This window comes from Shewanella morhuae, assembly GCF_003028295.1.
In the GTDB taxonomy this organism is placed as follows: domain Bacteria; phylum Pseudomonadota; class Gammaproteobacteria; order Enterobacterales; family Shewanellaceae; genus Shewanella; species Shewanella morhuae.
The window spans coordinates 1,940,107-1,963,346 of the sequence record NZ_PYSG01000002.1; the positions used below are offsets into that span (position 1 = coordinate 1,940,107).

21 protein-coding genes, 3 pseudogenes and 1 other annotated feature are annotated in these 23,240 nt (G+C 45.3%); of the genes and pseudogenes, 11 read left to right on the plus strand and 13 right to left on the minus strand.

What is annotated here, in order from left to right; all coding sequences use genetic code 11:
* Window positions 1-121: 121 nt before the first annotated feature.
* Window positions 122-1,378: an MFS transporter gene (locus C9I43_RS08950; RefSeq protein ID WP_107883215.1), complete on the minus strand. Its 1,257-nt coding sequence runs from the start codon at window positions 1,376-1,378 to the stop codon at window positions 122-124.
* Window positions 1,379-1,552: 174 nt separating this feature from the next.
* On the opposite strand from C9I43_RS08950, the gene C9I43_RS08955 reads away from it, so the two are divergent.
* Window positions 1,553-2,434, plus strand: a complete 882-nt coding sequence (locus C9I43_RS08955; RefSeq protein ID WP_107883216.1) for a LysR family transcriptional regulator — start codon at window positions 1,553-1,555, stop codon at window positions 2,432-2,434.
* 178 nt (window positions 2,435-2,612) lie between these two features.
* On the opposite strand, the gene rluB is transcribed toward C9I43_RS08955, so the two are convergent.
* The 5 genes from rluB to rnm all read right to left on the minus strand — a co-directional run bounded on the left by rluB (window position 2,613) and on the right by rnm (window position 6,506).
* Window positions 2,613-3,488: a 23S rRNA pseudouridine(2605) synthase RluB gene (gene rluB / locus C9I43_RS08960; protein ID WP_076499955.1), complete on the minus strand. Its 876-nt coding sequence runs from the start codon at window positions 3,486-3,488 to the stop codon at window positions 2,613-2,615.
* Window positions 3,481-4,077 carry an SMC-Scp complex subunit ScpB gene (gene scpB, locus C9I43_RS08965; protein ID WP_076499953.1) on the minus strand — a complete coding sequence of 199 codons (597 nt, stop codon included), beginning with the start codon at window positions 4,075-4,077 and terminating at the stop codon, window positions 3,481-3,483. Before scpB ends, rluB begins: the two co-directional genes overlap by 8 nt.
* Before the next feature lie 3 nt (window positions 4,078-4,080).
* The gene (locus C9I43_RS08970) at window positions 4,081-4,869 is read right to left on the minus strand and encodes a segregation and condensation protein A (RefSeq protein ID WP_107883217.1); all 789 of its coding nucleotides are present in this window, start codon (window positions 4,867-4,869) and stop codon (window positions 4,081-4,083) included.
* Between the two features lie 159 nt (window positions 4,870-5,028).
* Window positions 5,029-5,649, minus strand: a complete 621-nt coding sequence (locus C9I43_RS08975; protein WP_076499950.1) for an L-threonylcarbamoyladenylate synthase — start codon at window positions 5,647-5,649, stop codon at window positions 5,029-5,031.
* Window positions 5,646-6,506, minus strand: a complete 861-nt coding sequence (gene rnm, locus C9I43_RS08980; protein ID WP_107883218.1) for an RNase RNM — start codon at window positions 6,504-6,506, stop codon at window positions 5,646-5,648. Before rnm ends, C9I43_RS08975 begins: the two co-directional genes overlap by 4 nt.
* Window positions 6,507-6,716: 210 nt before the next feature.
* Window positions 6,717-6,824, plus strand: a sequence feature (Trp leader region).
* A 98-nt stretch (window positions 6,825-6,922) separates the two neighbouring features.
* Here rnm and C9I43_RS08985 point away from each other — a divergent pair.
* The 6 genes and pseudogenes from C9I43_RS08985 (at window position 6,923) to trpA (ending at window position 13,888) form a co-directional block, all read left to right on the plus strand.
* On the plus strand, window positions 6,923-8,566 hold the full coding sequence (locus C9I43_RS08985; protein WP_076500042.1) for an anthranilate synthase component 1: 1,644 nt from the start codon (window positions 6,923-6,925) through the stop codon (window positions 8,564-8,566).
* 9 nt (window positions 8,567-8,575) lie between these two features.
* The gene (locus C9I43_RS08990) at window positions 8,576-9,178 is read left to right on the plus strand and encodes an aminodeoxychorismate/anthranilate synthase component II (protein ID WP_107883219.1); all 603 of its coding nucleotides are present in this window, start codon (window positions 8,576-8,578) and stop codon (window positions 9,176-9,178) included.
* A pseudogene (gene trpD / locus C9I43_RS08995) lies at window positions 9,175-10,257 on the plus strand (anthranilate phosphoribosyltransferase); the annotation flags it as partial. The gene C9I43_RS08990 and the pseudogene trpD, both read left to right, overlap by 4 nt.
* A 6-nt stretch (window positions 10,258-10,263) precedes the next feature.
* Window positions 10,264-11,721, plus strand: coding sequence for a bifunctional indole-3-glycerol-phosphate synthase TrpC/phosphoribosylanthranilate isomerase TrpF (trpCF, locus tag C9I43_RS09000; protein WP_107884100.1), 1,458 nt, complete (start codon window positions 10,264-10,266; stop codon window positions 11,719-11,721).
* A 149-nt stretch (window positions 11,722-11,870) separates the two neighbouring features.
* Window positions 11,871-13,061, plus strand: a complete 1,191-nt coding sequence (gene trpB, locus C9I43_RS09005; RefSeq protein WP_107883220.1) for a tryptophan synthase subunit beta — start codon at window positions 11,871-11,873, stop codon at window positions 13,059-13,061.
* Between the two features lie 5 nt (window positions 13,062-13,066).
* Window positions 13,067-13,888: a tryptophan synthase subunit alpha gene (gene trpA, locus C9I43_RS09010; protein ID WP_107883221.1), complete on the plus strand. Its 822-nt coding sequence runs from the start codon at window positions 13,067-13,069 to the stop codon at window positions 13,886-13,888.
* 350 nt (window positions 13,889-14,238) lie between these two features.
* Here the strand turns inward: trpA and C9I43_RS19055 are convergent, their stop codons facing one another.
* A complete protein-coding gene (locus tag C9I43_RS19055; RefSeq protein ID WP_258192002.1) occupies window positions 14,239-14,412 on the minus strand; it encodes a hypothetical protein in 174 nt (57 codons plus the stop codon).
* Here C9I43_RS19055 and C9I43_RS09015 point away from each other — a divergent pair.
* The 4 genes and pseudogenes from C9I43_RS09015 to xthA all read left to right on the plus strand — a co-directional run bounded on the left by C9I43_RS09015 (window position 14,360) and on the right by xthA (window position 16,581).
* Window positions 14,360-14,557 (plus strand): annotated as a pseudogene (locus C9I43_RS09015) (DUF2798 domain-containing protein). The gene C9I43_RS19055 and the pseudogene C9I43_RS09015 overlap by 53 nt on opposite strands.
* Window positions 14,558-14,924: 367 nt before the next feature.
* On the plus strand, window positions 14,925-15,470 hold the full coding sequence (locus C9I43_RS09020) for a septation protein A (protein WP_076499944.1): 546 nt from the start codon (window positions 14,925-14,927) through the stop codon (window positions 15,468-15,470).
* Window positions 15,470-15,769, plus strand: coding sequence for a YciI family protein (locus C9I43_RS09025; RefSeq protein WP_076499942.1), 300 nt, complete (start codon window positions 15,470-15,472; stop codon window positions 15,767-15,769). Before C9I43_RS09020 ends, C9I43_RS09025 begins: the two co-directional genes overlap by 1 nt.
* Window positions 15,769-16,581, plus strand: a complete 813-nt coding sequence (gene xthA, locus C9I43_RS09030) for an exodeoxyribonuclease III (RefSeq protein WP_076499941.1) — start codon at window positions 15,769-15,771, stop codon at window positions 16,579-16,581. The genes C9I43_RS09025 and xthA overlap by 1 nt, the downstream gene beginning before the upstream one ends.
* Before the next feature lie 879 nt (window positions 16,582-17,460).
* Here the strand turns inward: xthA and C9I43_RS09035 are convergent.
* From C9I43_RS09035 to C9I43_RS09060, 6 genes and pseudogenes are all read right to left on the minus strand, one after another.
* Window positions 17,461-17,982: a hypothetical protein gene (locus C9I43_RS09035; protein ID WP_107883222.1), complete on the minus strand. Its 522-nt coding sequence runs from the start codon at window positions 17,980-17,982 to the stop codon at window positions 17,461-17,463.
* 583 nt (window positions 17,983-18,565) lie between these two features.
* On the minus strand, window positions 18,566-20,020 hold the full coding sequence (locus tag C9I43_RS09040) for a methyl-accepting chemotaxis protein (RefSeq protein WP_107883223.1): 1,455 nt from the start codon (window positions 20,018-20,020) through the stop codon (window positions 18,566-18,568).
* A 104-nt stretch (window positions 20,021-20,124) separates the two neighbouring features.
* Entirely contained in the window at window positions 20,125-20,616 is a 492-nt protein-coding gene (locus C9I43_RS09045) for a DUF1097 domain-containing protein (protein WP_076499933.1), read from the minus strand.
* Window positions 20,617-20,870: 254 nt separating this feature from the next.
* Window positions 20,871-21,296: pseudogene (locus C9I43_RS19060) on the minus strand (molybdopterin cofactor-binding domain-containing protein); the annotation flags it as partial.
* Window positions 21,293-22,000 (minus strand): nucleotidyltransferase family protein, encoded by a 708-nt coding sequence (locus C9I43_RS09055; protein ID WP_107883224.1) that lies wholly within the window; start codon window positions 21,998-22,000, stop codon window positions 21,293-21,295. The pseudogene C9I43_RS19060 and the gene C9I43_RS09055, both read right to left, overlap by 4 nt.
* On the minus strand, window positions 21,997-23,013 hold the full coding sequence (locus C9I43_RS09060; protein ID WP_107883225.1) for an XdhC family protein: 1,017 nt from the start codon (window positions 23,011-23,013) through the stop codon (window positions 21,997-21,999). Before C9I43_RS09060 ends, C9I43_RS09055 begins: the two co-directional genes overlap by 4 nt.
* Between the last annotated feature and the right edge of the window lie 227 nt (window positions 23,014-23,240).

Here is a 23,240-nt window from a genome sequence, read left to right on the forward strand (position 1 = left end):
TTATATGCCAAAAGGTAAACAAAGATAAAACCTCTGTAACGCGTTACTAAAATACAAAAAAACCAAGGCCAACATATTAATGTTGGCCTTGGTTTAACAACATTGATTTGGCATGAATCAACTAATCAATGTCTACCAATGCTTGTTTTACATGGGTTTGATGATAGTGCAAACGGGTGATAGCTAAAGCAATCAAGGCTAATAAGGTTAATGACCCCATTACTACACCGCGCCACTGCGCCCCATGCCAAAACATCATCAAATACGGGCCACCAATGGCGGCACCGAGGTAGTAGAAGCATAAATAGAGTGAGGTCGCTTTAGCACGATCGCGATTAGCACGCATTGCCACAAAGGAGTTACAACAACTATGCGTCAAGAAAAATCCACAAGCGGTCATTAAAAAACCTAAACAAATGGTAAAAGAGGTATCAAACAGGGTCAGTAAACTACCTGCTAGCATTAAACACCAAGACCACTGATACAGCTTGTGTTGGCCAAATTTAGCCAGCCATTTAGCCGTAAAATATGAGGCGATGGTACCACTGGAATAGCACAAAAAAATCAATGTCGCTTGGAAACGGCTCCATTCATAGGGCGCGGCCATCAAATGTAGCTGAATAAAACTAAATTGATTTACCATCATCATAAAGGTCAAGCCGCCAATCGCGTACACTAAGCGCATTTGAGCATCTGTAAGATGATGGCTAAACCCGTAAAAATCTTGTATCAAGCGGGCACGTTTTGATAAAGATGGTGCGGTTTTACTTTGTGATATCGCCTGTGCATTAGCCACTGACGGTAATAGATAATTCACTAAAGCAACGCCCGCAAGTGTTACTAAAAACAACAACCACATGGATTCTTGCCAAGAAAGATACTGCGACATTACACCGCCAAGTAAACGCCCAATAATGCCGCCTATACTGTTTGCCATAATATAAATACCAGCAGCTTTAAGAATAGTACTGGCTGACAATTGCTCCTTAAAGTACGCCATAGCAATGGCTGGGACCGCAGCCAATAACCCACCTTGTAATAATCGCACCAACACTAATCCGTTAAAATCCGGCGCCCAAATTAACAATAAATTAGACAGCGCCAACAACCACAAGCTGACAATAATTGGCGTATGTCGACCAATTCGATCAGACAGCACCGCATACAGAAGTAATGAAAACGCTAAGGAGAAACTGGTCACTGACAAAATCAATGTTGCTTTAGAGCCCGATACTGCAAAATGTTCAGCAATCAGCGGCAGCATGCCTTGCATCAGGTATAAATTGATATACACCACCACAGAGGCTACGCACAGCGCCCACATCAATCGACTATCACGTTGTTTATTGTCAATCATAGTATCTAACTCGGCTTGCACAGGAGCCTCGACAAAGTATCACTCATAAGGTAGACAAAGGTTATCACCGCGCTTAACATAACAATAATAAATAATATCTATCATAGTCATTGTTTTTTGTTATGCACCTTGATAATAAATAAGCCGACTAAAATAACGAACCTTACCACTGACTAACCAGTATGGGCCCCATTGATGGATATCCGCCAACTTAAACATTTAGATGCCCTTGCTAATACCGGTAGTTTTACTGCAGCGGCTAAAAAACTGAATATGGCTCAACCGGCTTTAAGCCAAAGTATCAAGCGTTTAGAAGTCGCACTCGGTGTGACATTAGTCAATCGCACCAGTAATAAGCATGATAAATTACTCGCACTCACTGCCGAAGGGTTAGTGCTGCATCAGCACGCCATACTCATCATTAAGCAATTGAAACAGGCCGAAGCCCAAATTAAGGCGATGGCCAACCTGACTTCAGGTGAAGTCCGCATTGCGGTGCCAGGCATGTTGGGGTCTTTCTATCTTCCCTCGCGTTTAATGGCCTTTAGGCATAAACACCCAGAGTTAAAACTGTCACTGTTTGAAGGCGGCACTCGCGATACACTGCGCATGCTACAACAAGAAGAAGTCGATATTGCCATTATTACCGCCCAAGACCTACAGCCCGAATTTGATAGTCAGCTGCTGATCCGTGAGCAAATGGTGATTGCTATGGGGGCTGAACATCCTTTAGCAGAACATAGTGCCGTGAGTTTGAATGACTTTTTCGACCATGAGTTAGTAATGTTCAAAACCGGCTATTTCCACCGCGAGTGGATTTTATCTCAAGCAAAAGAGCTGAAAAAAAAGCCCAATATCGCTTTTGAAACTAACCTTATTAATCTTATTAAGCAGATTGTTTCTCAAGGGTTTGGCATTACTAGCGTACTTGAAATGGCGATAAGTGCCAAAGATGACATATTAGCTAAACCATTCGATCCGCCAGTATTTTTAAACTTACATATCGCATGGAAAAAACAGCGTCCCGTCAGTCAGGCAGACCGTGCTTTTGTCGATTTTTTGATGAATCATCGCTAAGTTAATATGAACTCAGTATCAAATTGCCCTCTTAATGCAACGACTCTCCCCACACCGTTGGTAAATAAAACACCCTAAAATAAAAAACGCCCGATGAGATTCATCGAGCGTTCTAACTGAAATAAGCGTTAACCTATATCAAAACATGGCATGAGCAGTACAGCTTAGGTTAAACCACTTAGCTGCGCTGACGCGTTGGCTTAGGTTGCCCTGTTCCAGTCACTTTATGCTTACGTACAGCGCGGCGGATTTTGGCACTTTTTACTTGTGCACGGGCCACACTGTGTTTATCAGCGGCAAGCATTGTACGGGTTTCTGGCTCTAAACCTGCCAATTTACGCAAGTAGTTCACTTGCTCCATTGGCAATTCAACCCAGCCACCGCGTGGTAGTGACTTTGGCAACTCAACCATACCATAACGGATACGGATCAAACGGCTCACCTGCACTTCTTGGGATTCCCACAAACGGCGCACTTCACGGTTACGACCTTCGCGTAAACACACATGCCACCACTGGTTCATGCCTTCGCCGCCCGCAGGCTTGATGCTATCAAACTGTGCTGGGCCGTCTTCTAACATCACGCCAGTACGTAAACGTTGTACTGTCGCTTCAGGGATTTCACCAAAAGTACGCACTGCGTATTCGCGATCCACTTCGTTCGATGGATGCATTAAGCGGTTCGCTAATTCACCATCTGAGGTAAACAATAATAAACCTGAGGTGTTGATGTCTAAACGACCTACCGCTACCCAGCGTGAATCACGCACTTTAGGTAAACGATCGAATACCGTTGGACGGCCTTCTGGATCTTTACGACTACAAATTTCGCCTTCAGGTTTGTGATATGCCAATACACGACAAATCACGTCTTCGGCAGACTTTAACGAAATCGCGCGGCCATCAATACGTATTTTGGCATCAGCTTCAATACGATCCCCAAGGCCAGCGATTTCACCATCAATACTAACTCGGCCTGCAGCAATCCATGCCTCCATCTCACGACGGGAGCCATGGCCTGCACGGGCCAAGACTTTCTGCAACTTTTCACTCATTAGTATTTTGCTCTTCTGACTGTTCTGGCGCTAATTTCAAGCTTGAAAAAACCGCCTGTAATGACTCAGTGTCCGATAGCGGCGGTAAATCCGCTAAGGTATCTAAGCCAAAATATGCTAAAAACTCTAAGGTAGTGGCATATAACGCGGGTCGCCCCGGCACTTCTTTATGTCCAACTACTTTAATCCAATGTCTATCTGACAAACTTTTTATGATATGGCTGCTAATGGCCACACCACGCACCTGTTCAATATCGCCGCGAGTCACAGGTTGACGATAAGCAATTACCGCCAAGGTTTCTAATGTCGCACGCGAATATTTTGGCGCCTTTTCTTGCCACAGGGGCTGCAAAAAAGGACTCAACACCTCTAAGGTCTGGAAGCGATAACCGCCAGCGACTTTCACAAGTTGCACACCTCGGTCTTGATAATCCTGTTGCAGCTCATCCAATGCAGCTTTTATTTTGTCTCTGGAAACAGAGAAATCCACTAATACGGTGTCTTTCAACATTTTCGCCGACAAGGGTTTCCCCAATACAAACAAACTCGCTTCAATAAGCTGTTTTAATTGAATAGGATTTATCTGCATCAATTAATAGGCCTTAACGTAAATAGTTGAAAACGGTTCTGTTTGGTACAATTCAACCAATAATTCTTTGACTAATTCCATTAGCGCTAAGAAGGTCACGACCACGCCTGCACGGCCTTCTGCTACGGTAAACAAACGGTCAAATGCGGTAAAGTCTTCAGCGTTTAACATGGCTAAAATCTGGCTCATGCGTTCACGGGTCGATAACTGTTCACGCTTAACATGATGATCTTCATTGGCATCGATACGCTTAAGTACGTCAGCAAAGGCGCGGGCAATGTCAAATAACGACACTTCAGGCGGGATCAATAATGGCTTAATATCAGCTGCTGCCACCGCTTTAGCTTGAAACACATCCCGCTCGAGCCGTGGTAAATCATCAAGTTTTTGCGACGCTTCTTTAATCACTTCATAGGCTTTAAGCTGCCGAATAAGCTGCGCCCGAGGATCTTCCTCAACCTCATCTTCAGCCACCATACGCGGCAGCAGTAGACGGGATTTAATCTCAGCAAGCGTTGCTGCCATCACTAAGTAATCGGCGGCAAGTTCAATCCTAGCCTGAGTCAGCAACGAAATATATTCTAAATACTGCGCGGTAATCTGCTGAATAGGTAAATCGACAACATCTAACTTTTGCTTACGGATCAAATACAAAAGTAAATCTAACGGCCCTTCAAAGGACTCAAGAAAGACTTCTAACGCCTCCGGTGGAATAAACAAATCCAGCGGCATTTCGGTCATTGCCTGACCACGAATAACGGCTAAGGGTAAACTCTGTTGCGTGCCCTGCATCCGCTATTTTGCTCCGTTAACAGTGCGTCATCCAACCTAGACTCACGCCAAACGCGCGATTATACCTGTAAACCTGCGGCGATAAAACTGTCAAATATTTACTACCACTCGCCGCATCATTCACTTACGCTAGTTAGCGATAAATCCATTGCAATAGATTTAGAGAAAAGGCGTGATATCGCCCGCGCCTTCACGCAAAATTTCAGCGCCATCTTCAGACATATCAATCACAGTCGTCGGCTTTTCACCTAAATAGCCACCGTGGATAATCACATCCACTTGGTGTTCGAGCAAATCGCGAATTTGTTCAGGATCAGACTCGGCAAATTCCGCATTGGGCATCACTAAACTGGTCGACATCAGCGGCGCATCTAAGGCTTCAAGCAACGCCAGAGCGATCACATTGTCAGGCACGCGAATACCGATAGTCTTTTTCTTGTCATTTTGCAGACGACGAGGCACTTCTTTAGTCGCTTTAAAAATGAACGTATAAGGCCCTGGCGTGCAACTTTTTAAGATGCGATACGCCTGATTGTCCACTTTGGCGTAGGTAGCTAATTCAGATAAGTCACGACACATCAAAGAAAAGTTATGATCGTTCTCAATTTGACGAATTCGTGCCATGCGCGTCATCGCGTCTTTTTCACCAATCATGCAGCCTAATGCATAGCCTGAATCGGTTGGGTAAACAATCACCCCGCCTGCTTTTAAAGCGGCAACGGCTTGACTGATAAGGCGCGTTTGCGGATTTACTTCATGTACATAAAAAAATTGACTCATGGTCGTTCCACCCAAAATTCCGATTGCCAGACCCAATCAATACCTTGGGGCTGATACAGATTTTTACCTAATTCAATCCAATTACTTGGAAAGTGAAAATCACTCCCTATCGATGCAAGCAATTGATTTTGTATACTCAGGGCCACAAGATTGGCTCTGTCGTCTAATGTTTGCTGGCCGAGTACCACTTCCATGGCATCCCCACCCGCTTCTTTATATTCACGCACTAAGCGTTTAAGCCACTTACCCGATAACTTATAACCACTGGGATGGGCTAACACGGCTAAACCACCCGCGCGATGAATAATGTCGATAGCGCTTGCCATATCGCCCCAATTATTGGGCACATAACCGGTTTTACCGCGGGCAAGGTAGCGTTTAAACACGCTAGGCATATCCACGGCATGACCATTTTCAGCCATCCAGCGCGCGTAATGCCCACGACTTAACGCCGCATCACCCGCAATGGCTTTAGCGCCTTCGTAAGCGCCTTCAATACCCGCTTTTGCGAGTCTGAGGCCAATTTCTTGGGCACGTTGTTCACGTAAATCGCGCTGATTTTCTAAAAATGCTAATAACTCAGGGGTCTCTGCATCGAAGTTAAGCGCCACAATATGGATATCGTAGCTGTTCCAGCGAGTTGAGATTTCGACACCCGAGATCAACTTTAACGGTTCTGCTTGCAACTGATTAAAAGCACGCGCGGCGGGTAAACCTGCGACGGTGTCGTGATCCGTAATCGCAAACAACTGCACGCCCTTTTCAAGGGCTCTAGCCACCAATTCAGACGGTGTTAATAGACCATCAGATGCGGTCGTGTGGCTGTGCAGATCAGCCAATATGCTTTGAGTATTCATAGGGCTATTGTACGTGAATTTGTTAATCAATGCGCTGTTATCTCGCATTTTATGGTTGTGCTGATTAATTTTTTTGCAGCATTAAAGTCAACAAATCTACGAAAATGAAAAATATTCAATTGACATTCGCTCCTAGCTAAGGCTTTCTATACATCAATTTACGAATTAGTGAGACTCCTTTGAATGACACACATTAACGCTTCATTTAACATCATTTGGTGGTGGCACTTCCCAACTTAGCGGGTAGTGTGAAGCTCTGTGCTCATTTGAAAGTGAACAGAACCAACAAGAAGCCCGCAGAAATGCGGGCTTTTTTGTTAGGTGCGAAAAATGTCGGCGAACTCGGGTAATAACATTAGTAAGCGAGACAACACCATGACGTTAAAGACATTTTATAAGGTAGCTAGAGTATGATTATGCAAAAACAGACATTCGCACGCTCAAGCACACTGAAAGCGCCATTAACCTATCACAGCGATCCATTGCGTTTATACCAAAGCATTACCCAAGATGGCGCACACACTATGCTATTGGAGTCGGCCGAAATTGATAGCAAAGATCACCTAAAAAGTATGTTGATGACCCATGCAGCCGTGATGATCCGCTGCGATGGTTATCAGCTGACTTTCACTGCATTGACTAATAATGGCGCGAGTTTACTCGATCCTATCGCGCTGTTTTTCAGTGCGAGTGCTCATGTGGTGCGTGATAATTTAGCCTTAATCGTAACGCTGCAAAAAGATACACAATTACAAGATGAAGATGCGCGCTTAACATCGACCTCACCGCTTGATGGTCTGCGGATGTTTATCCAACAGATTGATTGCGGCGCTCATACCGATGGCCAAACCAAGCCTGCCTTTGAGGATCTATTTTTAGGTGGCGTACTGGCCTATGACTTAATTGATACTGTTGAACCACTGCCAGTGGTACCAAACAGCGATAATGATTGCCCAGACTACTTATTCTATCTCGCCGAAACCTTAATTCTTATCGACCATAAGCTAAAACAAGCCGATATTATTACCCATAATTTTAGCCTCGACTCAGCTCAATATGCTGCTACCACCACCGCACTAAATGAGCGAGTACAAAGCTTAAGTATCCAATGTAAAACCTTGGCTAATTTACCAAGCGATGTGCCAACGCTCGTCGCCATCAACGCAACTGAGCAAGTCAATATCTCCGATGAAGTGTTTAAGCAAACAGTTGTCGATTTAAAAGAGCACATTATTGCTGGCGATATTTTTCAAGTAGTGCCATCGCGCAGCTTTAGTTTGCCTTGCCCAAATACCTTAGGGGCTTATCGCGCCCTGCGCCTGACAAACCCAAGCCCTTACATGTTTTATTTTAGAGGCCCAGATTTCACACTGTTTGGCGCCTCACCAGAAAGCGCCCTCAAATACGATGCCAGTAGTAATCAGGTCGAAGTTTATCCAATTGCAGGCACCCGCAAACGCGGTAAAACCGCCACAGGTGAGATTGATTTCGACTTAGATAGCCGCATTGAACTTGAGCTGCGTTTAGATAAAAAAGAGCTGTCAGAGCACTTAATGCTGGTCGATTTAGCCCGTAACGATATCGCCCGCATCAGCCAAAGCGGCAGCCGTAAAGTCGCCGAACTACTAAAAGTGGACCGCTATTCCCACGTGATGCACCTTGTCAGCCGCGTGACAGGTCAACTGCGCCAAGACTTAGATGCGCTACACGCTTATCAAGCTTGTATGAATATGGGCACTTTAGTCGGCGCGCCAAAGGTACGAGCATCACAGCTAGTGCGCCAAGTAGAAAAAGCCCGTCGCGGAAGTTACGGCGGCGCAGTGGGTTACCTTAATGCACTTGGGGATATGGACACTTGTATTGTGATCCGCTCAGCCTTTGTTAAAAACGGCACTGCTTTTATTCAAGCGGGCGCGGGCGTGGTGTTTGATTCAGATCCCCAAAGTGAAGCTGACGAAACCCGTCAAAAAGCCCAAGCGGTAATCTCAGCCATAAAAATGGGCGCGGGACTGCCAGTCAATGATGAGTCTACACCACCCACTTCAGTGCAATATAAATAGGAGCCGAACATGAAACTCTATCTACTCGATAACTTTGACTCCTTCACCTACAACTTAGTGGATCAATTCCGCAGCCTAAATTGTGAAGTGGTGATTTACCGCAACGATGTTGCCGCCGACTATATTGCCGAAAAACTGCTTAATGAGCCCAAGCCTGCGGCCTTAGTGTTATCACCTGGCCCTGGCGCGCCCCATGAAGCGGGCTCTATGATGGCGCTGATTGCCAAAGTCGCGGGAAAAGTGCCGATGCTGGGCATCTGCCTTGGTCATCAAGCCATGGTGGAGTATTACGGTGGTACTGTAGCGCGCGCACCCTTTGTGGTGCACGGCAAAGCAAGCCCTACCTTCCATAATGGCACTGGCGTATTTGCCGGTTTACCTTCTCCTTTACCCGTTGCGCGCTACCACAGCTTAGTCGCCACCAAAGTGCCCGATTGCTTACAAGTAATAGCAACTACAGAAGATATGCCGATGGCTATTTTACACCCAGAGCACAGAGCCGTAGGGTTTCAGTTTCATCCAGAATCGATTCTCACCACATTAGGTAGCACACTGCTCATTCAAACCTTGGCATTTCTAACCCAAGACGTCGCCGTAGGAGCAAATGTATGAGTACAAAAAACATTCAAACTTTGCTTGATATTTTGTATCAAGGTAACAGCCTAAGTCGTGAGCAAACCGCCGAGTTATTTGGCGCGTTAATTCGTGGCGAAATGAGCGAAACCGCGATGGCAGGCATGTTAGTCGCGCTCAAAATGCGCGGTGAAACCATTGATGAAATCAGCGGTGCTGCCGATGCCATGCGCGCCGCGGCCAAATATTTCCCTTGCCCTGAGTTTAATACCGCCCAAGCTAACAACCAAACACAGGCTAACCGCGCGCTGAGTAACGGCATTATTGATATTGTTGGCACCGGTGGCGATGGTTTTAATACCATAAATATTTCCACCACCGCCGCCTTTGTGGCCGCAGCGGCAGGTGCTAAGGTCGCTAAACACGGTAATCGTAGTGTATCGAGTAAATCGGGATCGTCAGATTTACTCGCGCAGTTTGGCATTGACTTAACCATGTCGCCAGATACCGCCAGTCGCTGCCTTGAAGCCTTGAATCTGTGTTTTCTATTTGCACCGCACTACCATGGCGGTGTAAAACATGCAGTGCCTGTTAGACAAGCACTTAAAACTCGCACTTTATTCAACGTGTTAGGGCCGCTTATAAATCCCGCACGACCTGAGTTTATGTTACTTGGCGTATATAGCCCTGAGTTGGTTTTACCGATAGCGAAAGTATTAAAGGCGCTTGGCACAAAACGCGCTATGGTAGTGCACGGCAGCGGTTTAGATGAAGTCGCGCTGCACGGCAACACCCACGTTGCGGAGTTAAAAGACGGCGAAATTATTGAGTATCAACTCACGCCAGCCGATTTAGGTGTGCCTTTAGCACACATAACTGACTTAGAAGGTGGCGAGCCTGCGCAAAACGCTTTGATTACCGAGGCAATCTTAAAAGCTCGTGGCACAGATGCCCACACCAATGCGGTCGCTATCAACGCGGGTTGTGCTTTATATGTATGCGGGATTGCCGATTCAGTTAAAGCGGGCACTTTACTGGCGATCGCGACTATCCAAAGTGGCAAAGCCTTTGAATTGTTAAGTCAGCTCGCAAAAGTCAGCAGTGAAACAAAGGAAAACGTAGTAATGGCTCCAGAATTAAAAGCTGATATTCAAGATGTTAGAATGCCGTCATCACTAGACACAATGCAAAAAGGCAACGTATTAACTCGTATTGTTGATACCAAAGCGGCCCATATAGCCGCCCTAAAACTCCGCTTTCCCGAGGCGAGCCTGTCACCTAAAGTGTCTGATCGCAGTCTATTTGACGCGCTCAAAATGCCCAAAGCGGGCTACATTTTAGAATGTAAAAAAGCCAGTCCCTCTAAAGGGCTTATCCGTGATGTGTTTGATGTTGAAGCTATTGCTGATATTTACGGCAAATATGCAGCGGGTATTTCGGTGTTAACTGACGAGCAATTCTTTCAAGGGGATATGAACTACATCCCCAAAGTGCGTGCTCGTGTGAGTCAACCCATTCTATGTAAAGATTTTTTTGTAGATGAATACCAAATAAAACTCGCCGCCCACCAAGGCGCAGATGCTATTCTGCTAATGTTGTCTGTGCTCGATGATGAGCAATATCAACGCTTGGCAAAAGAAGCGGCAAAGTATCAACTCGATGTGCTGACTGAAGTCAGTAATCAAGCTGAACTAACCCGTGCTATCGCCTTAAACGCACGTATTATCGGCATCAACAATCGTAATTTAAGAGATTTGAGTACCGATCTTGCCACCACAGAAGCGCTGGCGCCACACATTGGCAGCGACCGCGTGGTGATCAGCGAATCCGGCATTTACAACAATGAACAAGTGCGCCGCTTGAGCCCTTTGGTTGATGGTTTTCTGGTTGGCAGTTCGATTATGGCCGAGGCTGATATCGACTTGGCCTGCCGTAAATTGATCTTCGGTCACAATAAAGTCTGCGGCCTCACCCGTGTGGAAGATATTCGCGCAGCGGCAACATCAGGCGCGGTTTATGCTGGACTAATTTTTGCTGAGCAATCGCCGCGCGCATTAACGCTTAATCACGCAGAGCAACTGCTCAGCGAGTACCACGCATCTGATGCGCCAGCAATTGAATTTGTTGGCGTGTTTGTAAATGCTACGCCCAGCACCATCTGTGATATTGCCACTCGTTTGCAGCTATCTGCAGTGCAACTGCACGGTGCAGAAACCGAACTTGAAATAGCCGAGCTCACCGAACGTTTACACCACGCAAGGCTAACCACCCAAATTTGGAAAGCGGTCAGTGTTGATGCAAAAACTGGCGAGATAGGATTAATGCCCAAGGGCGCACAGCGTTATCTTTTTGATAGTAAAACTGCCGGCCATTTTGGTGGCTCAGGCCAAGCCTTTAATTGGCAAAGTAACATTCCGCAAAAGTCCCATGCCATGCTGGCGGGCGGACTCAATGCCGACAATGCAACGAGTGCTAATACACAAGGGTTTTACGGTTTAGATTTTAATTCTGGCCTAGAAACCGCCGCAGGCATTAAATCGGCGCAACTGATCCAAACGGCTTTTACCCATTTACGTCTCTAACCTAGCATTTTAAAAAAGCCTAAATGAATTTGATGCTAGATATAGAAATATGAACCTATTAATGCCAATGGCCCATTGAAAATAGCTCGATTAAATAACAGCTCAATCCAAGCCACTGGCAAACAGATTGATAAGATAAGGAAACAGGTATGTCAAAATTAAAGCTTAACCCTTATTTCGGTGAATACGGCGGCATGTATGTGCCACAAATTTTAGTGCCCGCCCTGAAGCAATTAGAAACCGCCTTTGTGGAAGCACAAGAAGATGATGCCTTTAAAGCCGAATTACATGATTTACTCAAAAACTATGCCGGCCGTCCAACGGCGCTAACCTTAACGCGCAATTTAAGCCCTAACCCACTGGTTAAAATCTATCTTAAACGGGAAGATTTACTCCACGGCGGCGCCCATAAAACCAACCAAGTGCTTGCGCAAGCCCTACTGGCTAAACGCATGGGTAAAAAAGAGATTATTGCTGAAACGGGCGCTGGACAACACGGCGTTGCCACCGCCCTCGCCTGTGCTTTATTGGGCCTTAAATGCAAGGTGTATATGGGCGCTAAAGATATAGAGCGTCAATCACCTAACGTATTTAGAATGCGTTTAATGGGCGCAGAAGTAATCCCCGTTACGTCAGGTTCTTCCACGTTAAAAGATGCCTGTAACGAGGCGATGCGCGATTGGTCTGGCAGCTATGAAAAGGCTCATTATTTACTCGGCACGGCCGCAGGACCACATCCTTTCCCCACTATTGTGCGTGAATTTCAACGCATTATTGGCGAAGAAACCAAAAGACAACTCTTTGAACGTGAAGGACGCTTACCCGATGCGGTTATTGCTTGTATCGGCGGTGGCTCCAATGCCATTGGTATGTTTGCCGATTTTATCGACGAGCCCAGTGTTGAACTGGTTGGCGTTGAACCCGCAGGTAAAGGTATAGACACACCAATGCATGGCGCACCACTCAAGCACGGTAAAACTGGTATTTTCTTCGGTATGAAAGCGCCTTTAATGCAAGATAGCGAAGGTCAAATTGAAGAATCCTACTCGATTTCAGCCGGATTAGACTTCCCCTCAGTTGGCCCGCAGCACGCGCATCTTCATGCGACTGGCCGCGCACGGTACGAGTCAGCCACGGATGATGAAGCCTTAGACGCTTTCCAACTTCTGGCGCGCTGTGAAGGTATTATCCCCGCGCTAGAATCGGCGCACGCTATCGCCTATGCCGTAAAAATGGCACGTGAGTGCACTAAAGAAACCATTTTAGTGGTTAACCTTTCTGGTCGTGGCGATAAAGATATTTTCACTGTTTCTGATATTTTGAATGGTAAAGAGGTATAACGAACATGAGTGATACATTAACCAACACTGGCCGTTACCAAGCCACCTTTGCCAAACTTAAAGCGCAAGGCCGTGGTGCTTTTGTGCCATTTGTCACCCTTGGTGATCCTAGCCCTGAATTATCGCTGAAAATCATCGATACCTTAGTACAAAATGGCGCCGATGCCTTAGAACTGGGTTTTCCGTTTTCAGACCCTTTGGCCGATGGTCCAGTGATCCAAGGCGCCAATCTACGTTCTTTGGCTGCGGGCACCACTCCAACGGCGTGTTTTGAATTACTGGCACAAATTCGTGCTAAATATCCTGAACTACCAATAGGTTTGCTACTTTATGCCAACTTAGTCTTTGCTAATGGTATCGATAACTTTTATGCCAAAGCGAAAAAAGCGGGTGTAGATTCAGTACTTATTGCCGATGTGCCAGTGGAAGAATCAGCGCCCTTTATTGACGCCGCCAAAACACACGCAATCGCGCCGATTTTTATTGCACCGCCCAATGCTGATACCGATACATTGCAGCAGGTTAGCGCCAACGGAGAAGGTTACACTTACTTGCTATCCCGTGCAGGCGTGACAGGCACAGATACCAAAGCAGGTGCTCCAATAGAAGAGGTTCTCGCTAAATTACGGCAATTTAATGCGCCGCCACCGCTACTCGGTTTTGGTATTGCCGAGCCAGCACAAGTGAGCGACGCCATCAAAGCTGGTGCCGCAGGAGCGATTTCAGGCTCTGCCGTGGTAAAAATAATTGAGGCTAATCAACACGATGAAGCCACATTACTTGCAGCACTCGCAACATTTACCCGTGCGATGAAGGCGGCAACCTAAGTTAGCGATATGGTTATCTATACTAAGCCTACCTAGTTGCCCTTTGGGAACCTGGAAGGCATCCGTGTTGCATTGACTTAAAAGGGAATAACCATTTCTGTATTAATGCATCTCGGATTAAAATACCTGTGAGGCTTTGAACTGATTAGATATAAATGTGATTGCTATAAGGGCCAAGAATACTTTTGGCCCTTACTGGTGTTAAAAATTGCCCTTTCTGATTGCTGTTTCTATAGTACCTCTCTAAAATACGCCCGCGCAGATTGTAGCTTTACACTGTCCTTAATAGGCTCATTCTTTACGCTTTATTGCTCGAAAACGAATCGCTAACAACTGCTACCAACCATTATTCATTTATTTGATACATCTCCCATTAAGGCTTTAATCACCATGTCTAAACCTTTAGCTAATGTTGCACCACGGACATTTATAGGCACACCTAAATTACCTGCAAAATATGCAACTATCGTGATGCCATTTTTTCTTTCGATTCTTATGAGCTGCATTGTTTCAGGGATCAGCACATTCAATGGCGTTGGTGCAGTGTCCCAATTTACCGAACTCTGGCTCGGTGCTTAGTTTATTTCATGGGTGGTGGCTTTTCCAACCTTATTACTTGTGCTTCCTTTCGTACGTAAACTGACGGGCGCATTTGTCGATTTACGCTAAACAGCCTATTTAAGCAGAACTTAAGGATAAGCTCTGCGTCTCTACCGGTTATTTTTAGGTAAGGTAATAAAATTAATCTGTTACCACAGCGACTATCCCAAACTCAGGTGGGTTAATTCATCGATGTGACATCATGTAAATGGTTTTGCATCGATAAATTTAAGCAATCAAGATCCCCTTTAAAATAGCGCGCTTTACTCATACGCTTTACTATCATCCGTTAAGATAGTGCTTGTGATAGTGCGATTAAAAATACTAACAACAAGACCCGTTTAATCGGCAATATCGCAATCCTAGACCCTGAGTGCTTTTTCCCTCATGTTGCGCATGCTACACTCAAGCCCATGTCTCTTTAACACGATTACTTATGAAACAACTGCTTGATTTCCTGCCCCTCGTCATCTTTTTTGCTGTCTATAAATTTTTCGATATTTATATCGCCAGCGGCGCATTAATCGCAGCCACCGCGCTTCAATTAATCGTGACCTACGCGCTATACAAAAAGCTCGAAAAAATGCACATCATCACCTTTATAATGGTGACCGTGTTTGGCACGCTAACATTAGTATTCCACGATGATTCCTTTATCAAATGGAAAGTCACCATCATCTATAGCTTGTTTGCGATTGCCTTAGGCGTCAGTCAGTTACTGAATAAATCGATACTAAAATCGATGTTGGGCAAAGAAATGCAAGTCGACGATAACATTTGGGCCCGCGTCACTTGGTATTGGGTAGTATTTTTTGCAATTTGTGGCCTAGTGAATATCTATGTTGCCTTTAGTTTGCCATTAGAAACTTGGGTTAATTTTAAAGTGTTTGGTTTAACCGCCTTAACCTTAGCTAATACTGTGTTAACCGTATTTTATCTGTATAAACACCTTCCAGAAGACCAAAGAAAGGAACTCAAATAATGTGGTATATGATTTCAGCTCAGGATGTTGATAACAGTTTAGAAAAGCGTTTAGCCGCGCGCCCCGCTCATTTAGAGCGCCTGCAAGCCCTCGCCGATGAAGGCCGTTTACTGATTGCTGGCCCACATCCTGCGATTGACAGCGAGAACCCAGGTGATGCCGGTTTTAGCGGCTCACTGGTCGTTGCAGACTTTGATTCGTTAGACAGCGCCAAACTCTGGGCAGATGCTGACCCTTATTTTGCCGCGGGTGTTTACCAAAGTGTGGTGGTTAAACCCTTTAAGCGAGTTCTACCTTAATGAAAATAGTGTCTTTTAACATCAATGGTCTGCGTGCCCGTTTGCATCAATTACAAGCCTTGATTGATAGCCACCAGCCCGACATTATCGGCCTGCAAGAAACCAAAGTGCACGATGAAGCGTTTCCATTAGCCGACGTCGAAGCCATGGGATATCAGGTGCATTACCACGGCGGCAAAGCCCATTATGGCGTGGCTATGCTATCGAAGGCTGTGCCAATTAAAATCCAAAAAGGCTTTCCAAACGATGATGAAGAAGCGCAGCGCCGCATGATCATTGGCACCTTTGCCCAAGAAAATGGCCGCCCGTTGACGGTATTTAACGGCTACTTTCCCCAAGGCGAAAGCATAGATCACCCAACAAAATATCCGGCTAAACGTAAGTTTTATCAGGATTTAATGCAATATTTGCAGACCAACCACAGCAACGATGAAGACATTGCTATTATCGGTGATATCAATATTTCACCGACCGATTTAGATATCGGGATTGGCGAAGTTAACCGTAAACGTTGGTTAAAAACCGGCAAATGTAGCTTCCAACCAGAAGAACGTGAATGGTTAAAAACTTTGCAGGACTGGGGACTAGTCGATACATTCCGTCAATTACACCCAGAGCGCACTGAGCGTTATTCATGGTTTGATTACCGCAGCAAAGGTTTTGATGATAACCGCGGCCTACGTATTGATGTGATTTTAGCCACGCCTGCACTGGCAGCGCGTTTAGTTGAATCCGATGTCGATTACGATCTGCGCGGCATAGAAAAACCCTCAGATCACGCGCCCATCTGGAGCACGTTCAAAGAGGCTTAATCAGCTAAAGTTAGACCATCTTAGTAGAGATAAAACATCGGCTTAGGCCGATGTTTTTGTTTGAGAGTGACTTAAGCAGAATGTGATTGGCACAAGTAAGTTAAAAATGAACAGCATACATAGCAGAAAAGTTGTGAGCTTAGCTTCAGCCACAGATTATTCGTGAGCCATGGCATTCACTCATCGACGCGGTGAATAGAAACCTAGGGTTTCTGAGCTTATGAACGAGAGCCATGGTCGTTCTCATGCATCCCTGCATTGCACGACATTCAGGCGTCCTGCCTATCAGATGGCGAACTGGCAGTTAAACAGGGACGTTGTTCAAGTCCGTCCTTGGATGTAGGGCCGCACCGTCTGATGTGAATGGATTCACAAATGCCGCGATGGCATGGATGCCAAAGAGCGGCCATGAGGCGGACGGTCGTCTCGCAAATCACCATGGTTCACCTGTTTAGCATCGGCGAAGCCTGTTTGTTTTAAAGAAATACGTAGCAAGCTTTTGGACAGAAATGCGTTGGAAAGTAGTGTTTGGGGAGCTGTAATTTCAGTTGTTAGAAGTTTAGCGTTTACGGGTATCCACTCGCACAGGCTTGCCATGGCATTCGCTCGTCGACTCGCAGCAAGTCCGTCCTTGGATGCTCGACCGCCCCGTCCATGGGGAGGACGGTCGTCTCGCAAATCACCATGGCTCACCTGTTTAGCATCGGCGAAGCCTGTTTGTTTTGAAGAAATACGTAGCAAGCTTTGGGACAAAAGTGAGCTGGAACTGATGCTCTAATTGGTATATTTCAGATTAATATTGTAGGGATTAGCGCTGTAATAAGCGGCTGTAATACGTAGACTAAAATAGGAGATAGGCAACAAAGCTTACGTGTTAGCTTACTCATTAACCTCCATTATCTCAATAACTTGGCGTACACATGATGGAAGAAAAATCAGTCTAAAGCTCTCAGGATCGTTTCTCAAAGAGAATAAATCATTGGTGAGCGTTTCGGTTGTTTTTAAAGACTGTTTATACGACTCTCTAATCTCAGCTATTTGTTGTTCTGACATTACAATAGACTTAAATTTCGCGATTGCAACCGACCTATTGATTACGTCATCAATTACTTCTTCCTCTTGTTTATTAAAGAGAAATCTATCGACTATAGCTTGCCAACTGATCATGCAGTTCATTTCTGCATGTATCTGCATTTCATTTTTCAGAGGATTAATGTTTTCAGTCAGGTTCACACCACTTGGCGAACTTATACTACTGCCAAAATATTGGGGAGTATTTATACGACAGACTTTGTCCCAAGAAATACAAGAGTTTCCACAAGGCTGTCCTTTACTACAACTTTTTGCGTTTGCATTAAAGGAAAACACAAGTGTAACAATTATCAAAAACCTAAATATCACAAAACTATCCTTAATTAAGCCAACAGCTAGTATTAAATCAAGCCATCCATTTCAAATCAACAGCATAAACTAAGTGCTTAAATTCTAATGCACAAGAAATTAATGCTTCTATTGAAATTTAAAACAAAAGGTCTACTAAGTTGGGATAATTGTGAGTAGCCACTGATTTCCTACGTACTCAGTAGGATTACTAAAATTAAGTCAATATTGCGATGCCTAAGTTAGCCTAAGGTCACATGTCTAACACGCTTTGGTGCAATAGCTTTTTAGCTAATCGAACAGCGATAGGGTTAGTGAGGATTGGCATTGATGCAACTGTGACCGTTGGCGGCATGGATGCCGTCGTCGAGCCCTCAGGGATACTTCTTGTTAAATAAAGGGGTGGCGAGTCATAGTGGAAACAATGACAATGAATACTGCGCAACTGGCAATATATAGCTAACTTTTGAGATATCTCGAGAATGAAATGGCGGAAATCTACGATTTCCGCCATTTTAGGATGATACGCTAATACTTAACATGAGACTCAGTATCGGGCGTTATTGCTCAACAATCCATGCCGACGACCACATTGAAGTGGAGATTAGCTCGTGTGATACTGCTGCAAAATGCCTTCTAAATCGACCGATGCATGGTGTAAATCGTTAGCTAAAGTGACACTGCGCTGAGAAGTCTGCTTGATGATTTCCGATTGATGACGAATTTCATTTAACTGCCCTGCAATATCGCGTGAAGTCATACTTTGCTCTTCTGCAGAGGCGGCAATTTGGCTACTCATGTCAAATACGGCATTGATAGATTGTGCCATGCCTTGAACATCATCACCGACTTCAATAATCGCGCTGCGACCTTCGTCTGCTTGATCGACGATTTCCATCGTAATACTTGATAAACGAGTAGTGCCAGATTGCAAACCTTCAATCATCGACTGAATTTCTACCGTCGCTTGCTGAGTTCGACCCGCTAAGGTACGCACTTCATCGGCGACAACCGCAAAACCACGCCCTTGTTCGCCAGCACGTGCCGCTTCAATCGCCGCATTTAGAGCTAACAGGTTGGTTTGTTGCGAAATACTATTAATCGTGGTCACAACCGCATCGATACTCGCCGCATCTTTCGATAACTGTTCAACTGACGAAAATGCCGCGCCAATTTTAGTTGAAAGCAAGCCAATGCTGTTAACCGTGTTGGCAACACGCTCTTGACTCGTTGATATTTGCATTGAGTTTTCTTTGGTTTGCAGTGACGTGTTACTGGCATTAATAGAGACTTCTTCAATGGCCGACGTCATTTGTGCCATTGCCACAGCAACCGAATCGAGGAATTGATGTTGGCTGCTGATCAGTTTTTCACTGGTGGCCGCCTGTTGATTAAATTCATCCGCCGCTAATGATAGGGTCTTAGCATTCTTGCCAATCGCCGATACCATTTCACTCATGTTATCAGCACAGCGATCAATTTCACGGGCAATCAAACTAAAGTCATCTGTGCCAAAGAAGTTTAATCTAAAGCTCAAGTCACCATCGGCTAAGCGTTTGATGGCTAAGTACATGTCCCATAATCCGCCACCCAAAGAAGTGGAGATCCAATAACTCAGTTGGAATAAAGGCAATAAACCCAGTAAGGCCAACCAAAGCATTAAGTTAGCATCGCTACGCGCATCGGCTTCCCACTCGTGGGTATTTTGCGTCAGTTGTAAGGCTTGTGTGCCTGACACGCTGGCACTGGCCGTCACGTTATCCCCTTGGCGCTGCGCCTCACCTTGCCTTGAAGTCACGGTTAAGCCGTATTGACTGGCAAATTGTGTTAAAGCGCCTGCATCTAATTTTTGTATTGAAGCGACTTGCGCTAAGGCATCAACACTTGCTTGAACTCGGGCAATAGAAGCTTGCTCAACATTACGTTGTGCATGTTGATAATTTACGCCTGCCACTCCGGCCGTAATCAGCGCCACCATAGAACACACGACCCAAAATTTTCCGTTGAGACTGAATTTGATTAATATGGCATCAATGGTGCGAAACTGGATTTGTTTCATCTTAATAATTCCTAAGGAAAAAATACTATCTAGCGCTAAATCAGCATTATAACTCAGAATATTACTATAAAAATGCCCGTAATGTACTCTGAATAAAGATAATGTTAATCCGTACTCGACATAGGGTTACGTGTTGCTGCTGACCACTTTTGTGTCAGAGTAACCAACTGCTCAGTTAACAGACTCATACTAAAACCTAACAAGCCACCAATGACTAACGACGGTATAATATTAGCCACATCCCCCGCCATAGCAAACGTAATACAACAACCAATAAAGGCACCAGGAATAAAGCTAAGCTTTTGATAACTTGCCTGTAAACACATAGCCGAAGTAGCTATGCCAGTAAAAATATAGCCAAATACCGGCGAGATAAAAAAACTGCTACCCGCAATAATAAGCCAAGCCCAAAATACACCCGACAGATTTGTGCACCATGCCATCATCATGCCCTGAAAGCCCGCTTTAGGTTGCGCAAAAAAAGTGCTGCAACCTAAAAAGCCAATCCAGGTAACTAGATGAAAAGCATCTGCGACGCCACACCAAATAGTCGCTAATAGGCCGGCAGAAATAGCGACTTGCCAACGATGTTCCATGGATGACCCCTTTTTATTCAATCACGGAAGTTGATACCCTTGGCAGCTCTGAAACTCATGTCTTAAGCTCGCGCGGGTAAACATATTGGTTAAATTACCTCAGTCTTGGTAACAAAAACCTGATCTATTACAAATTTTCGGCATTAAAGCCTGCAAAACAGCTAACAAGCAAATATTTTGTAGTAAAAAAACAAAAAAAGCGCTTTTTAGACGCTTTTTTGTTCGGTTGCATCACTTAATAGCTTTACCGTAACTTAAACTCGAAGCGGCTTATTAACGGGAAGATCGCGCATCCTTTGTCCCGTGGCAGCAAAAATCGCATTGGCTAAGCTCGGGGTAACGGGCGGCGCACCTGGCTCATCAACACCTGCTGGCGGCGCATCAGATTCAATAATAATGATCTCAATACCGGGTGCTTGAGGTATGCGCAGTAAAGGATAATCGTGAAAATTCGATTGCTACACTTTACCCTCTTTATAAGTGATTTCGCCCATCAAGGCTAAGCTCAGGCCAAACACTATCGCGCCTTCAGTCTGGGCTTTACCCTATGGGGGTTAACTATTGCAAGGTTAATGGCTGTGCCCGCACCTATTGCTGCATATTGCTGCAATGGCATTAACGACTTTAAGCTGTTTATCCTCGCTCACTTCCACCAGCATAGCCACAGCAACATAACTCACTGATTAAGTGCCAACCACGACGCAAGATCGGCTTGGGTATCAATATCAATGGCAGCGCGAGGGAGAGGTATTGTCACTAACGCGCCCTGTTTCTCTTGTTGTTTTAAGATAGGTTTTGCCCCGCGATCACCACTTAAATGAGTAAACAAAGGCAATGTCGAAGCATTAAAAATAGCTGGCACGCCGACATCATCTAAATAGTAAGCAGCAACGTTTTTACCTGTTTGATGCCATGTTGAAATCAATTGCTGGTAATCATCAACGCCCAGCGCAACTTGGTCGGCGAGTGTTAACAGCATGCCATCAAAGCCCTGTTCTAGCGCGTAACTTGCCGCCAAACGAACAGAAGATGCTAAGCCCGTATGCGACTGCTGATTAATCATTACATCAAATGGCTGGCGGGAAATAAGCTCAGCTAACAATGGCTGTAATATGTGATGATGAGTGCCAAGTATAATGAGTAAAGGCGCGACTTGAGGCGAATGAGCATCTGGGCGTGCCCTATCTAAAGTGAGGCCATCGAGTTGCTGTAAACAGGTAATGTGACTGTTGATGATAGGCAATTCTTCTGTGCCAAAAGCATGGCATGAAGGAATCCGTTGCGCTAACTTTATCCCTTCAAAACGCTGGCTCTGGCCCGCAGCAAGTACCACGATAAGTAATCGCTTAGCCGAAGATTCCTGAGATGTTTTAGGTGTTATCAACGCATAACCTCAACTAATTGCTTTAACGTTGCGCCGTGAAGTACACCATGACATTGAGCCAAAATACTTAACGCAATACTACTGGGTAACTCGCCGCCAAGGGCAAGTCCCGCAGGGGCTGCAAATACTCCTGAAAAAGATTCAGTGTTAAGCCCTGCCATATCCAACACTTTATCGCGTCTATGAGCTGGCCCAAGCAATCCAATATAAGCCAACGCATAAGGTTGAATGACCTTTAATACCGCGGCATCTAATCCAAGGTTGTGATTCATCACCACAACGCAATCAAGTGATGCAATAACATTAGCCGCAAGATCTTCAACGGCTTGTTTAATAATGTGTGCATGGGGAAAATCTGCCGCTCTAGCATAAGCAGTACGACTATCGATAACCGTCACTTGCCACCCTAAAGAATGAGCAATCGCCGCAAGGGGTTTGGCATCAATCCCACCGCCCATGATCCCAAGGTGAAACCTCGGCCGTAGGGGGATAATTAACGACTCACCCGTTTCTTGGTTAAAGATACCCGTTCGCACGTAATCACTGGCTGAAAAAGGCGTTAACTCTGCTGGGTAAAAGGCCGCTTGATAGAGCCGAGCATCAAAGCCCGCGCTCACTAAAGGCAGTTGATAAAAGCCCGATTGACCGTGACGAAATGCCTTTACCAGTTCTACTAAACCTAAATCATGATTTTCTTTCAGTAATGGTACCAACATAATATCGACAATACCGCCGCAACCGAGGCGGTAACTTGCATCGGACTCATCGCTGGCATCATAAGTCACCCGCATCACTTGCCTGGTTTGCATGGCTTTTTGTGCGTGACGACGTAAATCAGCCTCTAAACATCCTCCGCTTAACATTCCAGCGCCTTGGCCAAACTCATGAAACAACATCATGGCGCCAGGTTTACGGTAGGCAGAGCCTTGAATGTGAGTGATGACCGCCAGTACCCAAGCATCATCGGCAAGCGGTAACCAATGTTCTAATAAACCTTCGATTTGGTGATCCATTCGCACAGGCTCCGTTGGGTTAAGGGGAGGTAAAAAACTCAATACAATAAGTGCTCACGCTCGGTACTTCTCATAAGGTGGGAGCCTTGTGAGAAATTGTTATAGCTCGGTATTAAGCCGCTGAATAACCAAGTTAGCAAAGGCGCGTACGTATTGAAAGGAGTAATAGAGAGCAAAAGTATTGATGTCAAGAATCAGTGTAAAAGTATATCAAGTGGAGCAGATAG